This is a genomic window from Wolbachia endosymbiont (group B) of Parapoynx stratiotata (genome assembly GCF_947250635.1).
Classification (GTDB): domain Bacteria; phylum Pseudomonadota; class Alphaproteobacteria; order Rickettsiales; family Anaplasmataceae; genus Wolbachia.
On record NZ_OX366335.1, the window covers coordinates 1482180 to 1504114 of the forward strand.

Sequence of the window (21935 nt, forward strand, 5' to 3'; positions counted from 1 at the left end):
TACTGGAAATGTGAGGAAATTCTGTATGTTTAGCGATAAAATAGTCCTAGACTTTGAAATAGAAAAAGGTGACCGAATAGATCGGTGTTACTTCTCTACACGCATCAAACTTACAGATAAGAGCAAGAGTTTTCTACGTGAAAAGCTCGGTAAACCTAACAATTTAGATGATTACTTTAATCTTAATCCTGAGAATTTTTATATTTATTACAACAAATATAGTGGTCACTATGGTATAAATGAGCTATATATCAGAGATGATAATGGTAGATATTTAGCTACTAAACTTCCACTTGATCAGAGCGGATTTTCGATAGAGTTATCATTCGACGAGGTGAATTATGGCTTTTATCCTCTGTATGCAATCTATAATCCCACTCAATATGACAAAAAGCAGGAAAAGAGCTTTGAAGATAATGGTGAATTGCAGCCGTTTGTGTCAAGTGTATTGGATTACTTTCTAAATGGCTTAACCATTCAAGATATGTTTTTGCAAATACAAAATGAGCTTGTTGAAAAAGAAACAAAATTAGAAGAAGACAGAAGAAAAGCAGAGGAAGAATTAAATCAAAAGAATGAAAAGTTAAGAGAACTCATAGAAAATGATGAGATTAAAGTACTTAAAGTAATAAAAGGCCATAGTATTGGGAATGGACATTCAGCAGCAATTTTACAGCTTAATGGTGATCTTGATGCAAGTAAGTACTACATAGCAGAGTATGAAGGCAATGAATACTTACATTGCACGAGCTCTGGTTATGACATACTGCTTGACCAGAGCGATTTATTTTTTGTTCTGAATAGCAGCTCTTATCTTGAACTTGAAAGCGGTTTCTACTCAATACTTGCTGGCAACTATGCTAAATATCTCGATACTAAGAATCTGCTTTTTAGCGATGATCAACTATCTAAGCAGTTATGCAAAAACAAGGTAAAGGCTGAATCTACAGTTAACGCATTTTTCTCAAGACTTATTTATAGTGAAAATTTTTAAGAGGTGAATATGAAATTTAAAACAAATTCTGAATATGATAAATCAAAAAATTTAGATTTAGATGCTAAAGACTCTGCAGGCTATGCTGCTCTACATAAAGCTGTTTTTAGTAGGCGTTTCGATGAGGTCAAACTGTTAATAGATAAAGGCGCTAGAGTGGACGTGGAAGATAAACATAAGCTCATTCCGCTTTTTTATGCTGTTATGAATAATGATGAGAAAATGATAAAATTTCTAGTCGAAATAGGTAATGCCGATGTTAACCTGGGTAAATATAATAATCCTCTTGGCATGGCTATTTCACTTGGACGTATGGAATTAGCAGAATATTTGATAGACAAAGGTGCAGATATAAACCGACAAGACAGTATCGGCAGAACCTTTCTGCATAAAGCTGCTGAAGATGGAAATTTAGCTGCAGTGAAATTTTTAGTAGAAAAAGGTGCTAGGCTTGATGTTTTAGATAAATGGAATGATACTCCTCTTCATGTTGCTGCAAATGTAAAAGTCAATAAAGGTCATACAGAAGTAGTAGATTATTTAATAAAAAACGGTGCAGATATAAATCTTACTCATAACTACACTCCGATACACCTAGCTATTACACGTGGAAATTTAGATATGGTGAAATGTCTGATAGATAATGGTGCTGATCTTTATATTAAAAGAGCATGCGATGGTACACCTCTTACTTATGCTAAACAGCAAGGGCAAGTGGAAATAGTAAATTACATGGATGGTGTAATGTCAAACCTTTCACGTAGCAAAACTGTATCCCTTGATAACACTAATATAAATATCAAGTATGACTTAGCTGCCAATAAGCTAGATACAATAGAAAAAAGCATTAAAGATGCTGTACGAGACTTTAAGGGTGCTTTTAATACCTCTGACCATGATATAAGGATCAATACTTATGTATTCAACACTCAAAATGAGTTTAAAGAGTACTTGAAAAAAGTTGGATTCGATTCTGGCGACGGTGTTAATGGCTACACAAGAATGATCGATCTAAATAAGGGAAATGCTGCTGACGTTTATGTCTACCTAGATAGTAAAGGGAATTTAAATCAACATACGTTAGAGCACGAGATAGGGCATGCAATGCACTTTGCAAATCTTGGTCTAAGCTATATCTTGCCAAAAGCAATGCACGAAGCTATTGCTAACTATGTTGCTGGTTTAGAAAATGGCAAACACATTAATGATCACGGAGATAAAGAAGCTTTAATTGCAATAAAAAATAAGAATCTTAAACTAGATGAGATATTACGTAATGATTATCAAGGAAATCACTACTATTCAGAAGCAGAGCAAGTAGTAAAGTTTCTTGAAAATAAACACCCGGACTTAATTGATAATTTACTAAAGAGCCTCTCCACTTATAAGAGATATCATGATAGGGATCAAGGTAAGAAATTAGTTGAGGATTTTTTGACTGAGCTAAAAGGTTATGATCGAGAATTTAAAAAATGGGTTAAGGCTGAGCTGAGTGGTGAACAACATATGGAATATAATGTTGTTGAATCTAACAGTGTTGAAAGTTCAACAAGCCAACAAAGTGCAGGCAAGGGTCTATATGGTTATAGCCCAGTACATAATGTAAGTGGTGATAAAACCAAGATAGAAAGTGTCAGTAGAGAAGATTCTATGCAACCTGCTAAAAAAGCGAGTGAAGACGAACAAGGAAAAGCTGTTACAATAAAAGTTATGAAGTATAATAAACAGCCTTTCTTAAAGGTGAATATTGATGACAATAATGTAGAAAACACTATAGGAAAAGTAAACGAGATAAATAAGGTAACAGGTGCGACTAGTTTACATTTTGCTGCTTCATTGGGAGATTTAAGCAAAGTAGCAACGCTACTAAAACACAATTCATATATTGATACAAGAGACCATAATGGACAAACGCCACTACATTATGCCATTCAGTCAGGAAATACGGAAGTAGCAAAATATCTTATTGATCATGGAGCAAATCTTAATGTTCATGACAATTATTATCAGAAAACTAATACTAAATATGTGTATTATAAGACACCTTTACACTATGCTATTGAGTCTGGAAATATAGAGATAGCTAAATACTTAATAGATCGTGGTGCAAATCCTAATATTCAAGATGCTTATTCCCAAACACCATTATACAGTGCTATTTATTCAGGTAATACAGAAATAGTGAAGTATCTATTAGATCATAACGCAGATCCTAATAGTAAAAGTTATTATACTTTTCCGTTACTTGCTGCTATTAAGCTAGGGAATGCGGAAATAGTTAAGAGTTTAATTGAGTATGGCGCAGATCTTGGTATCAAGAACACGTCAGCTCAAACACTGCTGCACTATGCAATTGAGCTAAAACATACGGAAATTGCTAAATACTTAATAGATCGTGGTATAGATGTTGATACCCGTGATATTAGCTCTGGTAAATCTCCACTACATTTTGCCATGCACATGAAAAATATGGAAGTAGTTAAATATCTCATAGAGCATAATGCGGATATTGATATTCAGGATAGCTACGGCTTAACACCTTTGCATCTTGCTGTTGATCTTGGGAATAAGAAGATGATAGAGCAGTTAGTTGAAAAAGGTGCGAATATTAATGTTCAGGATAATGATGGTTGGACACCTTTAGTTCATGCAGTGAGGCATGGAAAGTTAGATACAATAGAATATCTAATAAAAAACAAAGCTGACGTTGACGTTGTAGGCAAAGATGGCAGGACACTTGTTGAACATGCTGAGTTATGGGCAGAAGAGAAAGGACTAGCAAGAGATGTAATAGATAGCAAAGGCGATAATGATTCTTATTATCGTGAGCTTTCAAAAGAAGCTGCAACTTGGGAAAAAGCTGGAAAGGATATGCTTAGCTATCTCAAAAAAATTACTATGCAAGAAGAAGAATCTAACGATATAGACCAAATGCCAGCAGATCAACCTGTAATTGAAGAAAGGAGTAAAAGATCGATAAGAGGAGACGAAGAGAAGCAAGAGGAAACAATTGTTATAGATAATGTGAAAGAAGAATCACAACATCCTTTAAAAATCAAAGTGGGTGAGGCTGTTGAAATAGGGAAATATAAGGTAGAACTGCAAGTTACGTATGATGATGTAAGAAATTTTTATGACACTATACGTGGTAAATATCATGATGGTAGTGGATACAATTATGAGCAAGTAATGGTTTTGTACAATGAAATTGTTAGGCCAGCATCACAGCATCATGATGAACCATTTACTCTTGCTGAGTCCTATATTGCAGATGGGCATCTATTTATTAAAAATCAAGATTTTGGAATTTTGAATGATTTTAATGAGATGTTCTATAAAAGTGATGAGTTTATGTAATGTAAAAGGTGGATGAGAATTAATTGATATAAGGAATTAGATCTTTCACTGTCATCCCAGTGTTTCTTTCCCCTGCCATTCCTGCGTTTCCTTCTCCTGTCATCCCAGTCTGGGATGGCTTTGTTGCATCGCTCAAGTGAAAAGAACTGGAAGTTACTGACAAAATTCATTATAAAACAGCCATTTAACTGTTGAAGAAAAAATATGCCACAGAAAATGAAAGTCAGTAACCAAAACGAATATAACAAATTCCTTGAAAAAAGGGGGAATATTTTTCGTTACATCGATGAAGCTATCGAAAATTGGTATGAAAATAGTCCAAAAATGCAGGGCGGCAACTATATTTATAGTGATAAGGATATCTGCAACAAATAGGAAGAGATTTGCAGCTATTCACAAGCATCAAAAAAAACTTAATATTAAGATAAATGATTGCAGAAAATAATATAGAAGATATCGAAATTGCTATAGACAGTACAGGAATTAGTATATACAACAACACACAGCAAGGAAAATAGCACTGACAGAGTGGCTATGAGCAAACGAGAAAATTGCACGTAATGTTGAATATAAACAACAAAAAAGCCATAGCTGTAAAATACAGTAACGGTGTCTACTCTGATCACTTGTGATTTGCTAAAAGAAGTTGATTTTCAGCATGCCATAAAAGCACTATATGCAGATAGAGCATGTGATAGGCACAAGTTTTATAAGTTGTGTAACGAATATGATATAAAGACAAAAATTCCACCAATAAACAATGCGGCAGAACATCCAGAAATAGATTATATGTCTGACAGGAATGCTGCTATTAGGTTAATAAAATTATACGGTGAAGATGGCATGAAAGAATGGAAAAAGAAGTAAATTATGGGAAAAGATCTTATATTGAAGGGTTTTTCTCAAGATTAAAGCAAATATTCGGATTTAGTTTTAGGAATAAATCTGAGATAAATCGAGAAAAAGAACTAAATGCTATTTGCTTAATAAATTCGCTGATATTGGTATGGCTAAATTTGAGATAGTTACATGAATTTACCATAAATCACCATCTCATAAAGTGTGATGCAACAAAGCCAATCGGGAGTCGCAATAGTAAAAGTGAAAGAAATCTTCAAAGTAGAACTATCCCCCAAAGCTGCACATGGACATAGAATATCCTTTATCAGGGATAGACGTAAACATTGAAGATCTTCCCCTAGAGCTGGATATAGATATAAAGTCATTTATACCATTCCCTATATTTGAGAAAAATATCACATGCCAAGAACCTTGTCAAAATTATATAATCTATCTCTAGAGCAGGTTATTGAGAATGTCAATCCACATAAAAGAGCCAGGTATTCCTAACACCACTAAACTCACAAATTCATTTGCTAGAGTTTATAAGTTCTTGTTTATAATAATTTTATTATATCGTAAAACCATCTATATCGGCCTATTTAAACAGTATTTTACTTTCCTTAAGGATTTTTTAAAGATCACCTATTGAATTCTATGATATTATTTTTTGTGAGATTGTTATACACGTTATAGCAAGGAAGGCAGAGAGATTTGTTAAGTAGTTTTTGCATCTATATGAGCTACTTGAATAATGGTTACAATATAATTGTACAGCATGAGCTGAGTTCGCTTAGCCCTTATCTACATATTCAGTTCCACCAACAGTTATTGCATCGACCTTGAGTGTTGGCTGACCAACTCCAACAGGCACATTTTGTCCGTCTTTTGAGCACGTACCAACACCAGGATCTAACTTTAGATCATTACCAATCATTGATACTTTTTTTAGCACTGTTGGCCCATCACCAATTAGCGTTGCTCCTTTGACTGGTTGTGTAATTTTACCATTTTTTATTAGGTAAGCTTCCGAAGATGAGAAAACAAATTTTCCTGATGTTATATCAACTTGTCCACCACCAAAATTTACTGCATATAGGCCTCTCTTTACACTGGATATTATTTCTTCTGGTGTATATTTTCCTGGCAACATATAGGTGTTTGTCATGCGTGGCATGGTAACTTCTTTGTAACTTTCTCTTCTACCATTACCAGTTGGGCTTACACCCATGAGTTTAGCGTTCATATGATCTTGCATATATCCTTTTAGAATTCCATCTTCTATAAGCACATTATAGCCAGGTAAAGTACCCTCATCGTCTATGCTAATAGAACCACGCAAATTAGGTAGAGTTCCATCATCAATTACAGTAATGTTACTAGCTGCCACTTGTTTACCCATAGAATTTGAAAATGCCGAGATTCCTTTACGGTTAAAATCACCTTCAAGTCCATGACCTACAGCTTCATGCAATAATATTCCTGGCCAACCTGAACCTAAAACAACTGTCATCTCTCCAGCCGGAGCTGGAATTGCCTCAAGATTTACTAGCGCTTGCTCTAACGCTTGGTTTGCAACTTCTTTCCACTTCTTCTCAGAAACAAACTTACTATAAGCGTCTCTTCCACCATGCCCTGCAGAACCTTTCTCCGCTCGGCCATTTTTCTCTACGATGACTAGTACATTAAAACGTACTAAAGGTCTGATGTCGCTTAACCTGTGATCATCTTTTATTATTTGTATAACTTGCCATTCTCCACTTAGAATTATTTTTACTTGCTTCACGTAGTTATTCTTGGACCTTACATACTCATTAACCTCATTGAGTAGTTTAATCTTTGAGTTCAGATCCATTTCATTTATGGGGTTAATCTTTGAATACAGCTCTCTTGTTCCCTCATTTAAGTTTATTGAATTTGTTTTGTTTAAAGATACTGAACTTTTCACTATAGAAGCAGCGTTACTAATTTCCTTTTCGCTAATTTCAGAAGAGCAAACAAAAGACGTACTATCCTCACAAAAGGACCTTAACCCAAATCCCCTTCTGATATTCAAATCCATGTGTTTCAATATGTTATCATCAAAAACCAGGGACTCTGATTGGCAAAATTCTAAAAATAATTCACCACCATCACTATCGCTCAAAGCGTTGTTGACTATTTTATATACATTATTAATATTAACATTGTTTTGAGCAAAAAATATTTGATCTAGATTTGGCATTACCTTTGAGCTAAAAATTGTTTAAGTATATTATTTAATTTTAACATAGTAAATCACAAAAAGCCCGGGTGGCGGAATTGGTAGACGCGCTAGCTTCAGGTGCTAGTAACTTTTTAAGTTGTGGAAGTTCAAGTCTTCTCTCGGGCACTCTATATTGATTTTTGAGTCAATTAATGCTATGATATAATGTATTTACTACTAAGTTTATGAGTTATGAAGAAAAAAAGCTTGTTTACAGAAAGAAAATAAGAACTTATTCAAAACGCTTGGTTACTGCACTATCTATTGCTTCTTTGATGGGGTATACAGCAGCATTAGACCTAAATATTTCTTCCTTAAGCTTGTACTGTACTATTGTCAGCACTATGCTAAGTGCACTTTCGCTTGCTTTAAATATATGGTCATTAACTGATCATTTTAGGCAGTGTGGCCTTAATAAGCAACTCGATACCTCTTGGCAAGATAAATTAATGAAGATCTGCCTCGACATTACATCTAACGTTTCATTTTTAATAGGAGGAATTACATCTATATTACCTCTTGAATTTCCTATTATCCCCTTTATTTCCGTTGCTTTTTTTATTCTAGGCTGTACCTTTATGGCAACCAATTTCGTTTGTACTATGATTAGTCAGCCGCAAATAGATGAAAGTAATAATCTCAAATCTAGTAGTCATTTGAACGATCAATCCACGATAGCTGTCTAATTATCACATGTTAATAAATTAGCTTATTTAACTTGACAAATTACGCCATCCCCCTTACTATAAAAGTAAGAGTATTTATCCTTGTTTTTAATCTCCGCGGATTTAATAACAAAATTCAGTAAAAAACTCAGATATTTATTGGCAAATTACATAAAAATTATAGCGGCTTTTTTTATTTTTTCTACATTCAGCCAAATCGCGCTTGTTAGCACATTATTACAACACCAATTTACATTATAAAACTCGCTACTAAAGGATTTTTTTACCTTTTTTTCTACTCAGTAAATTTCTTAATATTTGTGGCTAAAGTAATTTTAGAGAGCCAGCGTGTGACGCTGGTTCCTGGATCCCAGTGTCGGAGCACTGGGATGACAACAAAGGGCTACTTGAATGATACCCATATTCCAGCATTTGATGCTGAAATCCAGAAATTTTTACTATAAACAAGCATATTGAGCACAAAATTATGCTAAAACACAACGTTTTTTGAGATTACGGAAAGCCAGTGTAAGCCACTTGGATGACATCAAAGAGAGGGTACTGGGATTACACAAAAAGGGCTACTTAAATGACAAGATAGATAGAACTGGCATGAATTGGATTTGAGTAACTCAAATGACCAATGAAAACTGTAACCCTAAACATTGAAGCACTATTATGCACTAAATGATAACTTTCATACACTTGTCATGGTAGTCGTGAAAGAAATAATTCATACAATAAGCATGAATGAAAGAATTGACATGATTTGGAAATTTATATATTATAAAGTATTAATAGTTAGTTAATTTATGAGGTGGAGACATGGGCTATAAGCTAAGAAAAAGAGAATATGATTATAATGAAAGTTTATTTAAAGAGATAGGCATTCAAGTGCAAGAAGTAGAAGGTCGTAACTTCTTAGAAATATCTAATATAATAGCAAAAAATTATAGAAGGTTATCAATAAAGTGTCACCCAGATAAACCAGGAGGTAGCGATGAAAAAATACAGGCCCTTAACAGAAATAAAGCAGCGCTTTTGCAATATATTAAACCACTAAGTGGAAAGAATCGGGGATTAATCATTCCTGAGGAATTGAAAAGGTATTTACAATCAATTCAGCAAGGTCAGAATGATAAGCGTGCAGAGTATTATGCTGTTTTTACTCGGGTAAATATCCTACTGCTCATCTCGTCATTAGTGTCGTATATTTACTTGGGGTTTAAGCTATATAAGGCTGCTAATTTTACTGATGCACCTGGCATTTTGTTTAGTGCGACTCTAATAACATCTGTTACAACTTTTTTCTTATCTGTTTATTTGATGTCTTCTTTATTTAAAAAAGCTATGGATTTGCAAAATCCTCAACGGGAACAAGGTGAAAATTTAGATCAAGAAGAGCTAGAAGATGAAATATCCAAAAGTAAAGCATTTAAATATCTAATTCTTACTTCCCAAATTTCAAATTATCTTCCTCCTATTTTATTAGTAGCAGGTTTGGTGTTACAGTACCAATCTAGTTGCTTAAACAGTAAAATACTCATCGGATTTGCTGCATTACTGGGTTGTAGTTTATTACTACACTTAGCAAGTGAAATCTACGAGAGAAAAGTTGTAAATCTTGTAAAAACTGAAGGAATAGGTGATGAACAAAATGTACCTATAGGAGCATCAACCGAAAAGCCAAGCAGCATTGTAAATCCTGATGGTGCTTTTAACGTCTCGGCTCATCAAGTAGGTTGATTATTCTCCATACTCAAATCTCTGGCTAAAAATAACGAGCCACAAATTAGTATGGTTTTGACGTTTTGAATAGAGGCTTTCAATATGTGATTTGATATCGCATCGCCGATTGATTCACATTCAATAGCATTTATTCCTATATTACGAGCTCCTTCTCTAATTGAACCTGTACTTGTTGCTTTAGGTTCAGATTTAACACAAACGGCGCATAGTAGTTTGATATATGGCTTTAAGTGCTCTAAGAACTCTGCCACGTTTCTGTTACGAGTAACGCCAAAGATCATATAGACACCTTCAGTAAAATTGTCTTTTATCCACTTAGCTAACACTCTGGCACCATCATTGTTGTGTGCGCCATCTAGAAATAATTGCCAATCTTTTGGTAATAAAGAAATTAAATTACCTTTTTTTATAGACTCTAGCCGCGCAGGCCAATAAGTGCCCTGTAAACCTGAAGCAATGTCCTCTTTTCCAATATCAAAGCCATATTTTCCACTTAAAATGCTACATGCTGCAATTGCGTTTCCTGCATTGATTATTTGATGATCTCCTTTTAAAGATGGCAAAGAAAATTCTATTGATTGAATAGTCGATTGAAAGACCATCCTGTTATTCTGTTTTTCGCAATTCCATTCAAGTCCTCCTCTATACAGAGGAGATTTCTTATTTATTGCATGATGCTCTAGCGTGTTCATTATAGATTTTTCTTGTGGTGCTATTACGCAAGGAACATTAGGTTTCATTATTCCAGCCTTTTCACCTGCTATGGTTTCTACGGTAGGACCAAGATATTCTGTATGGTCAAGGGCAATTGAAGTGATGATCGTTAGAATTGGATTATCTATAACATTTGTTGCATCAAGCCTTCCACCCAGACCCACTTCAACTAAAGTAATATCAGCTTTATGACGAGAAAAAGCTAAGAAGGCTGCAGTCGTTGCGGCTTCAAATAGAGTGATGGGTTGTTCTGCGACTGCTATACGGCATTCTTCTAGTGAGTTATGTAATTCACTATCATCGATATCATTGCCTGCAATAACTATTCTTTCATTAAAATTCACTAAATGTGGAGAAGTGTAGGTATGAACTTTATACCCTGCTGCTTGCATTATATATCTTAGAAATGATAGTGTCGATCCTTTGCCATTAGTGCCAGCTATGTGAATTATTGGCGGTATTTTTTTCTCAGGATTGCCTAATCTATTGAGAGAGCTTTTTATGCGATCAAGAGAAAAATCCTTTGGTCTACTGCCAAGCGGCTTAGGCCAATGAGGCATGTATATCATAGATTATTGTTAAATTTTAATTCATCTATTACACTTGCCATGCCGTGCGTGTCGATTTTTTCACTAAATTGAGAACGTTGATTAATAGCAATACTTATCCCACTCATTACAACATCGTTTATTAAGAAAGAATTGTCACTTTTAGTCACTTTAAAGTCAATGTTTGTAAATTCCTCATCACCATAAGAAAATCTTGTTCCTATCAGACAAGTTTCATCGTCAACTGCTTTTGTACTCATTATGATCATTTCACTATTATTTATGTATTTATACAAAATTTTAGCGCACAAGCGCGCGAGATATACTTCATATTCTTTTAGAAACTCTTCTTTTTCTTTCTGAGTAGATAAATTCCAATATTTCCCTATGACAAATCGAGATATTCCTTTGAGGTCAACATTATTCTGAATAATTTTCAGAAGTTCTTCTTGTACATGTTCTAGATTTTTTCTATTCCCTTTCATAGACGTGTTGTCTACTTGCTGCTTCATGGCAAGCACAAAAGTTTTGTGCCCTATACAATTCGCGTAAGCACTTGAGGAGATTATAATAAAAATGGTTAAGAACTTAATAAGATTCATAAGATATATTTATTAGCTATGATACTTAAAATGCAAAATTTAACAAAGGCAAAATAATGATCGCTAGTTTTAATATATCTATAGACATACTCTATATAAATAATCTATAATTAATTTAGGGGTCTGTGCTATGCGTTATGAGTTAAGTTAAATTTCCCGAGCGATAATTTCTGATCAAGGGAATTGCCTCTGTTAATTTCATTGAAATTAGTACGTGATGCCCACCTTAACTTTAGGTCTCAGGAATCTACTAAGACTGACGGTAGATATGGATCCCTTTTCCATTATTTAGGTTTATGTTACACCAATATAAAGAACAAGGTGTTTTTTTCTGCTCATCTCATGAGATATTTCAAGTTGTAATTGACGTTGAGAAGTATCCTGATTTTGTTCCTTGGTGCAAAGCTGTTTATATAAAAGAAAAAACTGATAGCCAAATGATTGTGGACCTCCTTGCAGCTTTTCATGGCATTAAAGGAAGTTACACATCAGAAGTGACCTTCCTTTCTCCAAGTGGAACAAATGAAGGTTGGATAAAAGCTGTGTCGTCAAATGGAATATTTAAACATTTATACAACGAATGGAAATTCACTCCTATAGATGAAAGTAAAACTATGGTAGAGTTCTATATAAAGTTTGAATTTAAATCCAATTTGTTTTCCACTTTATTAAACTCAGTGTATAAATACACACAAAGCAGAATAATTGCTGCATTTAAAGACAGAGTAGAAAGCCTTGCTAAACAAAAGTTATCTTGACATCATTTATATAAATGCATAAATTCTTTAATAAGTTAAGTGTTTCCATTGTAATGATTTTTAGATTATTGTTCTTACTTATTTTTATAAGTGTTAGTTCTGATGCAGCTATTGAACAAAACTTACCCAACACTCAAAAAACTGATGAAATAACATCAAAAGAACTACTGTCGCTATTGCCTGATGATAAATTATTAGGAGATCGAAAAGCACCAATTTTAATGATAGAATACGCCTCGCTCACTTGTTATCACTGTTCTCTTTTTCATAAGAAAGTTTTTCCTAAAATCAAAGAGAAGTACATAGATACAGGTAAGATGTTATACATATTCCGTCATTTTCCTCTAGATTATAGAGGATTAAAAGCTGCAATGCTAAGTTATTGCTATGAAAAAGAAGAAGACTATTTTAATTTTAACAAAGCTGTGTTTAATGCAATAGACTCGTGGAACTACTCTAATTTTAGTGATTTAACTATACTACAAAAAATTGCTGCACTAAGCAATTTGAAGCAAGATGTATTTAACCAATGCATTAATGATAAAAAGATGATGGACAAAATTATAAATGATAAATCACTTGCAATTAATAAACTTGATATCACAGCTACTCCTGTATTCATCATCAAGCTTAACGATGATAAATCATATGTAGAGAATGGTAAAATCAAACATGAAGGATATAGAGAGCTGGAATATTTCACTAATGTAATAGATGAGCTATATGGAAAAGCTATAGTGAAGTAATAACACTGTAGCTTACCATATAAAAACCCTATGCTGAATCATTATTTTTTGATACTGTTTGTTGCTTTTTACGCTCAAACTCTCTTTTTTTACTGTGCCAAGCATAATAATACATAGCAATTTTATTCTCTATTAATACTATCGTTCCATCATAAAATTGGACCATATCCATAACTTTTTTCTGAGCTTCGTTAAAGCGTTCTTTGTACTTCTCGCGATAAGCTGGATTGTGCAGTAATTTCACTCCTTCATTATTATTAGATTTCTTGCTTAACGTTTCAACTTCGTTAGCAATGTTATAAGACATATAACCCCCTCTAATTGATTATAAAAATTACATTTTAAGAGAGATGTAAATAAACGATCCCTTAATTCTAGTATAACAATTGGTTATTATACTAGTTAACCATAGTAAAATATATAATAATCTTTGTCACTTAAAATTTTACTTTATAAAATAACAACTTAAAATAAAAAAATTTTATTATTCTTAACTCTATTGTTATATTTATAAATCTTATATAGATTAAACCTCCTTAGTTTATATTATAAAACTTAATGCGTCATAACTTTAGCAGAAAATCCTTGTACATAAGAAGCTTATTTGCAAAAGAGTATAAAAAAATAGAAGAACATTGTACTCTTGATAAGAAACAACGTATTCAAATCACTCCTGAAGAAGGAAAATTATTAAATTTATTTATCAAAATCCATAAAGTTAAAAGCATAGTTGAAATTGGCACGTTATATGGTTATTCGTCAATTTGTATGGTAAAAGCTTTACCGAAAGATGGTCATATATATACAATAGAAAATAATCCTCAACACTCAAGAATAGCAAAAAAAAATTTTAGTGCTTTTAATCTAAGTGATAAAATTACTCTAATAGAAGGTGATGCACTGGAAAAAATTAATGAATTATCAGCAAAGGCACCATTTGACATGATATTCATCGATGCTGACAAAAGTAGTTATCCTAAGTATTTAGATTGGGCAGAGTCATACATTAAACAAGATGGGCTAATCGTTGCAGATAACACTCTATTATTTGATACAGTATTTTTAGAATCTCCTCCAAAAGAAGTATCAGAAAAGTCATGGCATGCTATGAGAGAGTTTAACGATAGATTGTCAGATGAAAAAAAATATTTCTCCATATTGATTCCTACTGACGAAGGAATGACTGTAGCTTTAAAACTCACGCAAGTTAAAAATCAAGGTCAGCGTAATGTCTAGGGGGAGTTAAGCCAAAAACTCTCTCTAATAATATTTCGCGAAAACAAGGCCTTGATTTAACAATGGAGTACCATTCTTTTAAAATCTTACTTTTTTCCCATGGGAAACTATTTACGTAGTCTATTATAGAAATATGTGATGCTAAAGTAATATCGGCTAAAGTGAACTTATCGGTTGCAAGCCAAACGTTCTTGTTAATTAAGTGTTAGATGTATTCCATATGGCAAGGCAGGTTATTCTGAGCTGCATGAAGAAATCTAGAGTCAGGGCTGCGGTTAGTAATTACTTTTTCATTCATAATATACTTAGTAACTTCATTGTAAAATTTGCTATCGAACCAATTGATTAAAGCGCGTATTTTAGACTTAATAATAGTGGATGAACCAAGTAATTTGACGTCGCTATTGTAAGTCTCTTCTATATATTCACAAATGGCATTACTATCCGCTATGGCTTTGTTGCATAACACTTCATGTAGTGGTGGTTTACGACAAATTCATGTAACTATTTCAAATTTAGCCATACCAAAATCAGTAAATTTGTTAAGCAAATAACACTTGAGTAGCAGTTCCTTTTCACGATTAACCTCAGATTTGTTACGAAAATTAAATCCGAATATTTGTTTCAGTCGCGAGAAAAAACTTTCTATATAAGATCTTTTTCCGTAGTTTATTTGCCTTTTCCACATCTTTATATTATCTTTATCATATGACTTTATTAGTCTAATTGCAGCATTTCTCTCTGCCATATAGTCTAACTTTGGATGCTCTACTGCATTATTTTGCAGAGGAATTTTTGTCTTTATCCCAAGTTCATTGCACAATTTATATAATTTCTTTCGGTTATATGCCCTATCTCCATACAGTGTGCTTATATTATATTGAGCTTCAACTCTTTCAATAAGATCACAGGCTCCGTAATGATCAGAATAAACTCCTCTACTATATTTTGCAGCTATGACTTTTTTGCTACCTATCTCCAGCATTACATGCAGCTTTCTTACCTGTTTATAACTGCGATACTTTCGCTATTTTCCTTACTGTGACCAGGGGTATTATTATAAATACTGATACTTGTACTATCTATGGCAATTTCAATACCTTCCGTATCATTTTTGTTAACTCTACAGTCACTGATCTTAATATTGAGTTTTTTTTGAAGCTTGTGAATAGCTGCAAATTTTTTCCTATTTGCTGCAAATACCCTTCTATAAACCCTACCGTTTGTCTTAAGCCAATTCTAAAGAGATTAGCGACTATATGCACTAAAATCACAACTTTATCGCTATAAATATAGTTGCCACCAGCCATTTTTGGACCTTTTTCGTACCAATTCTCAATTGCTTCATTAATAAAATGAAAAATATTTCCCCTCTCTTGGAGAAATTTGTTATATTCATGGCAGTTACTGACTCTCATTTTTTGTGACATATTTTTCTTTCGTAGGTTAAATGCTTGTCTTATAGTGAATTTTGTCAGTAACTGCTAGCTCTTTTTACTTGAGTGATGCAAGAAAGCCATCCCAGTGTCACGCACTGGGATGACAGGGGAGGGACTACTCGAATAACACCTTTATGGTGGCTTAAGTCACAAGTTCGTGCAATGATGGTGCTCCTTAAAGAAGCACCATTTGCTAATGTTTTGAAGCTTTATGCTTATTATTTGCATATATTTTTTGTTGTATCCCATGTTTTACCATCAGGGCAAGCAGTTACACCATCTTTACAAATCACACCACCTGGTACTATTTTTGAAACAACTACAGGTGCACCAAAAAACACAGCAGTAAATGCACCGAGTGCAAAAAGCGCTGGCCATGGCATTCTGCCAAATATTGCCAGCAAAGCTGCACCAATTATCACTATTGTAATCATAGGTCCGCCTATACCGTGAGTATAGCCTACTATTTTGCATATTGTATTGGTTGTTGCATCATCAGTAACAGCAGCAGCAAAAGCATTATCAAATGCAAAGGAAAGAATTAAAGCTACAAGTAGAAGAAAATTTTTCATTATGCCTCCAATAATTTCTATTACTTATCCGCTACTGCACCGTCTTTACAAATCACACCTCCTGGTGTTATTTTTGAAACGACTACAGGAGCGCCAAAAAACACAGCAGTGAACGCACCAAGTGCAAAAAGCGCTGGCCATGGCATTCTGCCGAATATCGCAAGCAAAGCTGCACCAATTATCACTATTGTGATCATCGGTCCACCTATGCCGTGAGTATAGCCTATTATCTTGCATATCACCGATGATGTTGTATCATTTTTATCAACAAAAGTATTTGTAGCATTTGCATCAAATGCAAAGGAAAGAATTAAAGCTACAAGTAGAAGAAAATTTTTCATTATGCCTCCGTATTTAACGCTGGATTATCTATCATTTTGATTAAATTTAAGTAAACGGTGAGGATTTTTTGCTTAAAAGTATGCTTTATTTCATTTAGAATACTTTTCTTAGTTTATTTATATTACAAGTGCTACAGAAATTTTATAGTATCGTTTATTGCCTTTATCGTGCTTTAATTGACACAATTTATAATGATGGAGTGGAGCATGCAGGGTATCTATCATTTTTAATCCTGTTATCAATATTTCCTTTTCTTATTGTTTTAATAGCCATGGCATCAACGTTCGCAAATTTCTTAGATCAATACAATGTCGGCTGGGCATTTATTATTGATAACATGCCACAGGATATTTTATCATCTTTGATGCCACGTATTAGGGAGATAATATCAGGCCCTCCGCAAAGCTTATTAACCTTGGCAATTGTAGGCGCTGTTTGGACTGCCTCATCGACAATTGAAGGATTTAGAACGATATTGAATAAGGCCTATAAAGTTCCGGTTTCATCGCCTTATATATGGAGAAGGGTGCTCAGTATATTACAATTTTTAGTAATTACGCTTGTTACAACTCTGACTATAGTATTTTTTACATTAGTGCCAATGTTAATTGATTTTTCTTACCAAGGGCTAAGTTATACTAGATATTTACTTATTGAGTTTGTGCTTTTTACTATAGTATCTTGGCTATATTTCACATTGCCAAACATAAAACAAAACTTATCAGACGTATTTCCCGGATCTTGTGTAGCTGTTATTCTTTGGACGATCTCTGCTTCAGCTTTCAAGCAATATTTAAAAGCTTCCTTTGACCAACTGAATTTGATATATGGAAGTTTAGGCGGTGTGGTGATGTCGTTGCTATTTTTTTATGTGCTAAGTTTGATTTTTATATATGGAGCAAAATTTAATTTTCAGCTAAAATATTTCAATGAATCTTGCTAAAGAGAAAGAAATGGGTAAGTTAGAAGGTAAAATAGCTTTAATTACCGGGGCTTCAGGTGGAATAGGCTCTTCTGTTGCAAAAAGATTTGTAAAAGAAGGTGCATGTGTGATTCTAATTTCCAGATCTCTTGATAATCTCAAGCCATTGTATAACGAAATTGAAGAGCTTAAAGAAGGCTCTGTGAAACTAATTCAGCTTGATCTTTTAGACTTTGAAAACGTAGAAAAACTGGCAAATATGATAGAAAGCCCAAAATTATCAGAATCTGGAACACTTGATATACTGATTACATGCACTGAAATTTTAGGTAAGTTGAGCTCTGTTCATGATTGTGAGCTTGAAGATCTACAGAACGTAATGAATACAAATTTTACTGCCAGTTGGTACTTGCTAAAAAATTTGGGTCCAATACTAAAAAAGTCTAATGCTGGAAGAGCGATATTCATGACCTCAGAGATAACACTTTCTCCTTCCTCTTATCCATATTGGGTACCATATGCTGCAAGTAAGGCTGCACTAGAAGCAATGGTGAAGATATATGCATCTGAGACAAAACATACGAACTTATGCATAAATGCCGTGTATTCGGAAGGGCCTATCGATAGTGAAATGTATAAGCAAGCATTTTCGGGAAAAGATATATCTGAATTGGTGCCACCTGATAAACTGACAGACAAATTTGTGGAACTTGCTTCTGAAGATTGTAGCATATCAGGACAAATCTTGCCACTTAGCAAATCTCCCGAGTAAATTACCATAGTATCTGCAAAGATACCGTTAAGCCTAAAGGTAGTTAGGTTTAATAAAAATTCACATACACAGGAAAGATTGGTAACATTATTTGAGTCGAGACTATTATTGTAATTATGCCAAAACGCACAGATATAGAATCTATATTAGTAATAGGAGCAGGCCCAATAGTTATAGGTCAGGCATGCGAGTTTGATTATTCTGGAACGCAAAGCTGTAAAGTATTAAAAAGTGAAGGTTATAAAGTTATTTTAGTTAACTCCAACCCCGCAACTATAATGACAGATCCTGAATTCTCTGATGCAACTTATATTGAGCCGGTGCTACCTGAAATCATAGAGAAAATTATAATTAAGGAGAGGCCAGACGCAATATTACCAACAATGGGAGGGCAAACAGCACTTAATTGTGCAATAAAACTTGCAGATGATGGAGTGTTAGACAAATACAACGTAGAATTAATAGGAGTAAATAGAGAAGCAATAAAAAAAGCAGAGGATAGAGAGTTATTCCGTAAGTCCATGGATAGAATAGGACTGAAATACCCCAAAAGTATCATTATAAAAAATCAAGAACAAATAAAAGAGGCTTTGGACTACATTGGATTACCAGCAATCATCCGCTCATCATTCACCCTTGGTGGTGCAGGTAGCGGCATAGCATACAATAAAGAGGAGTTTTTCAATATTGCAGAAAGTGCTCTCAAAATTTCGCCAATAAATGAAGTTCAGATAGATGAATCAATTATCGGCTGGAAAGAATATGAAATGGAAGTTATCTGTGATTGTAAAGATAACTGCATAATAGTCTGTTCGATAGAAAATATTGATCCAATGGGAGTGCACACCGGAGATAGTATCACGGTTGCTCCTGCTTTGACTCTGCGTGACGTAGAATACCAACAGATGAGAAATGCATCTATAGCAGTGCTAAGAGAAATTGATGTTAGTGCCGGTGGTGCAAATGTTCAGTTTGCAGTGAATCCTAAAGAAGATGGAAGCCTCGTTGTGATTGAAATGAATCCAAGGGTTTCTCGCTCTTCTGCACTTGCTTCAAAAGCAACAGGTTATCCTATTGCAAAAGTTGTAACTAAACTTGCTATCGGCTATTCACTCGATGAGATACGTAATGATTGCGCTCCAGTTATACCTGCTGCATTTGAACCAGTGATTGATTATATCGTCACTAAAATTCCTCGTTTTGAATTTGAGAAGTTTAAGGGGACGAATTGTGAACTATCAACTTCCATGAAATCGGTGGGGGAAGTGATGTCTATAGGCCGCACTTTTAATGAGTCACTGCAGAAAGCTTTTCGTTCACTTGAAACTGGTCTTACAGGACTTGATGAAGTATTTCCTGAGAACATTGATATTGATCACGTAAAATCTCAATTAGCAAAATTGCTACCAAACAGATTACTGATTGCTGCTGACGCAATGCGTCACGGAATTAGCATAGAAGAAATAAATTCGATTACAGGATATGACTTATGGTCTTTGCAGAATATACAGCAAATTATATTAGCTGAACAAAAAATCAAGGAAAACGGCCTTCCTGAGACTGCATATGAAATGTTAGAGCTGAAAAAAATGGGGTTTTCAGATGCAAGATTGGCAAAATTAAGCAATAAGAAAGTAGAGCAGATTGAAGCAATGAGAAAAAAATTTGGTGTTAATCCAGTTTATAAACGTGTAGATACTTGTGCAGCTGAATTTGAATCGAGCACTGCTTATATGTATGGCTGCTATGAGGGTGATGTTGAAAATAAAACGGAATGTGAGGCGAATATTTCGGATCGAAAAAAAGTTGTCATTTTAGGAAGTGGTCCAAATCGAATTGGTCAAGGTATTGAGTTTGATTATGCATGCGTACATGCAGCTTCTGCCGCCAAAGAAATGGGGTATGAAACAATAATGATTAACTGTAATCCGGAAACCGTTTCAACTGATTATGATACCGCTGATCGTTTATATTTTGCCCCACTGATTGCAGAGGATGTGCTTGAAATACTAGGCAAAGAGCAAGAAAATGGCACACTGGTTGGTGTAATAGTTCAAATAGGTGGTCAAACACCTTTAAAGTTAGCCAAAGTGCTTAACGAGAGAGGTTTCAAAATTCTGGGAACTTCGTTTGATTCTATTGACCTTGCAGAAGATCGCATGAGATTTAAAAACCTTGCTTTGCAACTTAATTTAAAACAACCTGAAAGTTCTATCTGCCATTCAGTAAAAGAAGCGTTAACCAACGCAGAAAAGGTGGGGTTTCCACTAGTAGTTAGGCCATCATATGTCCTCGGCGGTCAGTCTATGTCGATTAGACACGATACTCAGAGCTTTAAAGAGTATGTCTTGAATCAAACCAAAATTTTTGAACACGGGTCACTGCTTCTTGATAAATTTTTAGTCAATGCAGTTGAGGTTGACGTTGATGCTGTATGTGATGGGAAAAAAGTTTTCATTGCAGCGGTCATGGAGCACATTGAAGAAGCTGGTATCCACTCTGGCGATTCAACATGCTCAATACCGACAAATACATTGAGTGACGAAGTAATAAAAGAGATCGAGCTCCAAACTGAAAGAATAGCTCTTGCACTAGAAGTGAAAGGTCTGATAAACATTCAGTTTGCTGTTCAAGAGAGTGATGTATACATACTTGAAGTGAATTTAAGGGCTAGCCGTACAGTTCCTTTTATTTCCAAGGTAATCAATATTCCTATTGCAAAGCTTGCCACTCAGGTTATTTTGGGTAAAAAATTGAATCAGGAAAACAAGCCTTTCAATCATTTTGCAGTTAAAGCTGCTGTTTTTCCATTTACGCGTTTTTCGGGAATTGACACTTTACTTGGTCCTGAAATGAAATCAACAGGAGAAGTGATGGGAATTGACTTATCTTTCGGAGCTGCACTTGCAAAAGTGCACATGGCTGCAGGATACAAGTTACCAACAGAAGGAACGGCTCTGGTTTCAGTAAAAGATGATGATAAAGAGTATATATTGCCTGTTGTACGAATGTTGAAAGAACTGAGTTTTGAAATATATGCCACCAAAGGCACAGCTTTGCATCTGAACAATAACGGCATTGCTGCAAAAGCTGTAAATAAAGTGAGAGAAGGCAGACCCCACATAGTTGATATGCTCAAAGATGGAAAAATAAATCTAGTAATCAATACTTCAAAAGGTGTGAAATCAGTCTCAGATAGCAAGGGTATCAGGAGAACTGCTATTTTGCAAAATATAGCTTATAGCACCACAGCTTCTGGGAGTAAAGCGTTAGCGCTTGCAATTCAATATGTAAAGAATAGCAAATTGGAAGTGAAATCATTACAGCAGATACAAAATGTTTAAATATCAAGACTATAATAAATTATTACTTATTTCAAAATGAGGATCGTGTAAGCTAAGGCGAGAGAAATTTAATTAAAGGATTTTTGTGTC

Annotated in this window: 17 protein-coding genes, 1 tRNA gene, 1 other RNA gene and 3 pseudogenes; 13 read left to right on the top strand and 9 right to left on the bottom strand. The window is 34.3% G+C overall.

Annotated features, from left to right (window positions below):
* Nucleotides 1-25: 25 nt before the first annotated feature.
* Both OOT12_RS06950 and OOT12_RS06955 read left to right on the top strand, forming a co-directional pair.
* Entirely contained in the window at nucleotides 26-994 is a 969-nt protein-coding gene (locus OOT12_RS06950) for a hypothetical protein (protein ID WP_264375226.1), read from the top strand.
* A gap of 9 nt (nucleotides 995-1003) precedes the next feature.
* Nucleotides 1004-4351 carry an ankyrin repeat domain-containing protein gene (locus OOT12_RS06955; protein WP_264685273.1) on the top strand — a complete coding sequence of 1116 codons (3348 nt, stop codon included), beginning with the start codon at nucleotides 1004-1006 and terminating at the stop codon, nucleotides 4349-4351.
* Between the two features lie 19 nt (nucleotides 4352-4370).
* Here the strand turns inward: OOT12_RS06955 and OOT12_RS06960 are convergent, their stop codons facing one another.
* Nucleotides 4371-4514 (bottom strand): hypothetical protein, encoded by a 144-nt coding sequence (locus OOT12_RS06960; protein ID WP_264374492.1) that lies wholly within the window; start codon nucleotides 4512-4514, stop codon nucleotides 4371-4373.
* A 41-nt stretch (nucleotides 4515-4555) separates the two neighbouring features.
* On the opposite strand from OOT12_RS06960, the pseudogene OOT12_RS07510 reads away from it, so the two are divergent.
* A pseudogene (locus OOT12_RS07510) lies at nucleotides 4556-5384 on the top strand (transposase).
* A 600-nt stretch (nucleotides 5385-5984) separates the two neighbouring features.
* Here OOT12_RS07510 and tldD read toward each other — a convergent pair.
* Nucleotides 5985-7415, bottom strand: coding sequence for a metalloprotease TldD (gene tldD, locus OOT12_RS06975; RefSeq protein WP_264374489.1), 1431 nt, complete (start codon nucleotides 7413-7415; stop codon nucleotides 5985-5987).
* Nucleotides 7416-7477: 62 nt separating this feature from the next.
* On the opposite strand from tldD, the gene OOT12_RS06980 reads away from it, so the two are divergent.
* From OOT12_RS06980 to OOT12_RS06990, 3 genes are all read left to right on the top strand, one after another.
* Nucleotides 7478-7562: transfer RNA gene (locus tag OOT12_RS06980), tRNA-Leu, on the top strand.
* Between the two features lie 59 nt (nucleotides 7563-7621).
* Entirely contained in the window at nucleotides 7622-8122 is a 501-nt protein-coding gene (locus OOT12_RS06985) for a hypothetical protein (RefSeq protein WP_264685275.1), read from the top strand.
* An 804-nt stretch (nucleotides 8123-8926) separates the two neighbouring features.
* Nucleotides 8927-9847, top strand: a complete 921-nt coding sequence (locus OOT12_RS06990) for a molecular chaperone DnaJ (protein WP_264374487.1) — start codon at nucleotides 8927-8929, stop codon at nucleotides 9845-9847.
* Here OOT12_RS06990 and OOT12_RS06995 read toward each other — a convergent pair.
* Both OOT12_RS06995 and OOT12_RS07000 read right to left on the bottom strand, forming a co-directional pair.
* Nucleotides 9835-11133 (bottom strand): bifunctional folylpolyglutamate synthase/dihydrofolate synthase, encoded by a 1299-nt coding sequence (locus tag OOT12_RS06995; RefSeq protein ID WP_264374486.1) that lies wholly within the window; start codon nucleotides 11131-11133, stop codon nucleotides 9835-9837. The genes OOT12_RS06990 and OOT12_RS06995 overlap by 13 nt on opposite strands.
* Nucleotides 11130-11714, bottom strand: a complete 585-nt coding sequence (locus tag OOT12_RS07000) for an MlaC/ttg2D family ABC transporter substrate-binding protein (protein ID WP_264374485.1) — start codon at nucleotides 11712-11714, stop codon at nucleotides 11130-11132. The genes OOT12_RS06995 and OOT12_RS07000 overlap by 4 nt, the downstream gene beginning before the upstream one ends.
* A gap of 117 nt (nucleotides 11715-11831) precedes the next feature.
* Between OOT12_RS07000 and ssrS the strand changes: the two genes are divergently transcribed.
* The 3 genes from ssrS to OOT12_RS07015 all read left to right on the top strand — a co-directional run bounded on the left by ssrS (nucleotide 11832) and on the right by OOT12_RS07015 (nucleotide 13218).
* Nucleotides 11832-11993: non-coding RNA, 6S RNA (gene ssrS, locus OOT12_RS07005), on the top strand.
* 17 nt (nucleotides 11994-12010) lie between these two features.
* On the top strand, nucleotides 12011-12472 hold the full coding sequence (locus OOT12_RS07010) for a type II toxin-antitoxin system RatA family toxin (RefSeq protein ID WP_264374484.1): 462 nt from the start codon (nucleotides 12011-12013) through the stop codon (nucleotides 12470-12472).
* A 53-nt stretch (nucleotides 12473-12525) separates the two neighbouring features.
* A complete protein-coding gene (locus tag OOT12_RS07015) occupies nucleotides 12526-13218 on the top strand; it encodes a DsbA family protein (protein ID WP_264374483.1) in 693 nt (230 codons plus the stop codon).
* A 28-nt stretch (nucleotides 13219-13246) separates the two neighbouring features.
* Here the strand turns inward: OOT12_RS07015 and OOT12_RS07020 are convergent, their stop codons facing one another.
* Entirely contained in the window at nucleotides 13247-13525 is a 279-nt protein-coding gene (locus OOT12_RS07020) for a DUF2671 domain-containing protein (RefSeq protein WP_007302334.1), read from the bottom strand.
* 251 nt (nucleotides 13526-13776) lie between these two features.
* Between OOT12_RS07020 and OOT12_RS07025 the strand changes: the two genes are divergently transcribed.
* Nucleotides 13777-14454 (top strand): O-methyltransferase, encoded by a 678-nt coding sequence (locus OOT12_RS07025; protein ID WP_006013497.1) that lies wholly within the window; start codon nucleotides 13777-13779, stop codon nucleotides 14452-14454.
* Here the strand turns inward: OOT12_RS07025 and OOT12_RS07030 are convergent.
* From OOT12_RS07030 to OOT12_RS07050, 4 genes and pseudogenes are all read right to left on the bottom strand, one after another.
* Nucleotides 14426-14914 (bottom strand): annotated as a pseudogene (locus OOT12_RS07030) (glutathione S-transferase family protein); the annotation flags it as partial. The gene OOT12_RS07025 and the pseudogene OOT12_RS07030 overlap by 29 nt on opposite strands.
* 36 nt (nucleotides 14915-14950) lie before the next feature.
* Nucleotides 14951-15884 (bottom strand): annotated as a pseudogene (locus tag OOT12_RS07515) (IS5 family transposase).
* Nucleotides 15885-16111: 227 nt separating this feature from the next.
* Nucleotides 16112-16465 (bottom strand): TrbC/VirB2 family protein, encoded by a 354-nt coding sequence (locus OOT12_RS07045; protein WP_264374480.1) that lies wholly within the window; start codon nucleotides 16463-16465, stop codon nucleotides 16112-16114.
* A 20-nt stretch (nucleotides 16466-16485) separates the two neighbouring features.
* Nucleotides 16486-16806 (bottom strand): TrbC/VirB2 family protein, encoded by a 321-nt coding sequence (locus tag OOT12_RS07050; protein ID WP_264376535.1) that lies wholly within the window; start codon nucleotides 16804-16806, stop codon nucleotides 16486-16488.
* A 128-nt stretch (nucleotides 16807-16934) separates the two neighbouring features.
* Between OOT12_RS07050 and OOT12_RS07055 the strand changes: the two genes are divergently transcribed.
* From OOT12_RS07055 to carB, 3 genes are all read left to right on the top strand, one after another.
* The gene (locus OOT12_RS07055; protein ID WP_264337790.1) at nucleotides 16935-17750 is read left to right on the top strand and encodes a YihY/virulence factor BrkB family protein; all 816 of its coding nucleotides are present in this window, start codon (nucleotides 16935-16937) and stop codon (nucleotides 17748-17750) included.
* Nucleotides 17737-18501, top strand: coding sequence for an SDR family oxidoreductase (locus OOT12_RS07060; protein WP_264374479.1), 765 nt, complete (start codon nucleotides 17737-17739; stop codon nucleotides 18499-18501). The genes OOT12_RS07055 and OOT12_RS07060 overlap by 14 nt, the downstream gene beginning before the upstream one ends.
* A 116-nt stretch (nucleotides 18502-18617) precedes the next feature.
* Nucleotides 18618-21845: a carbamoyl-phosphate synthase large subunit gene (gene carB, locus OOT12_RS07065; RefSeq protein ID WP_264376536.1), complete on the top strand. Its 3228-nt coding sequence runs from the start codon at nucleotides 18618-18620 to the stop codon at nucleotides 21843-21845.
* Nucleotides 21846-21935 lie beyond the last annotated feature (90 nt).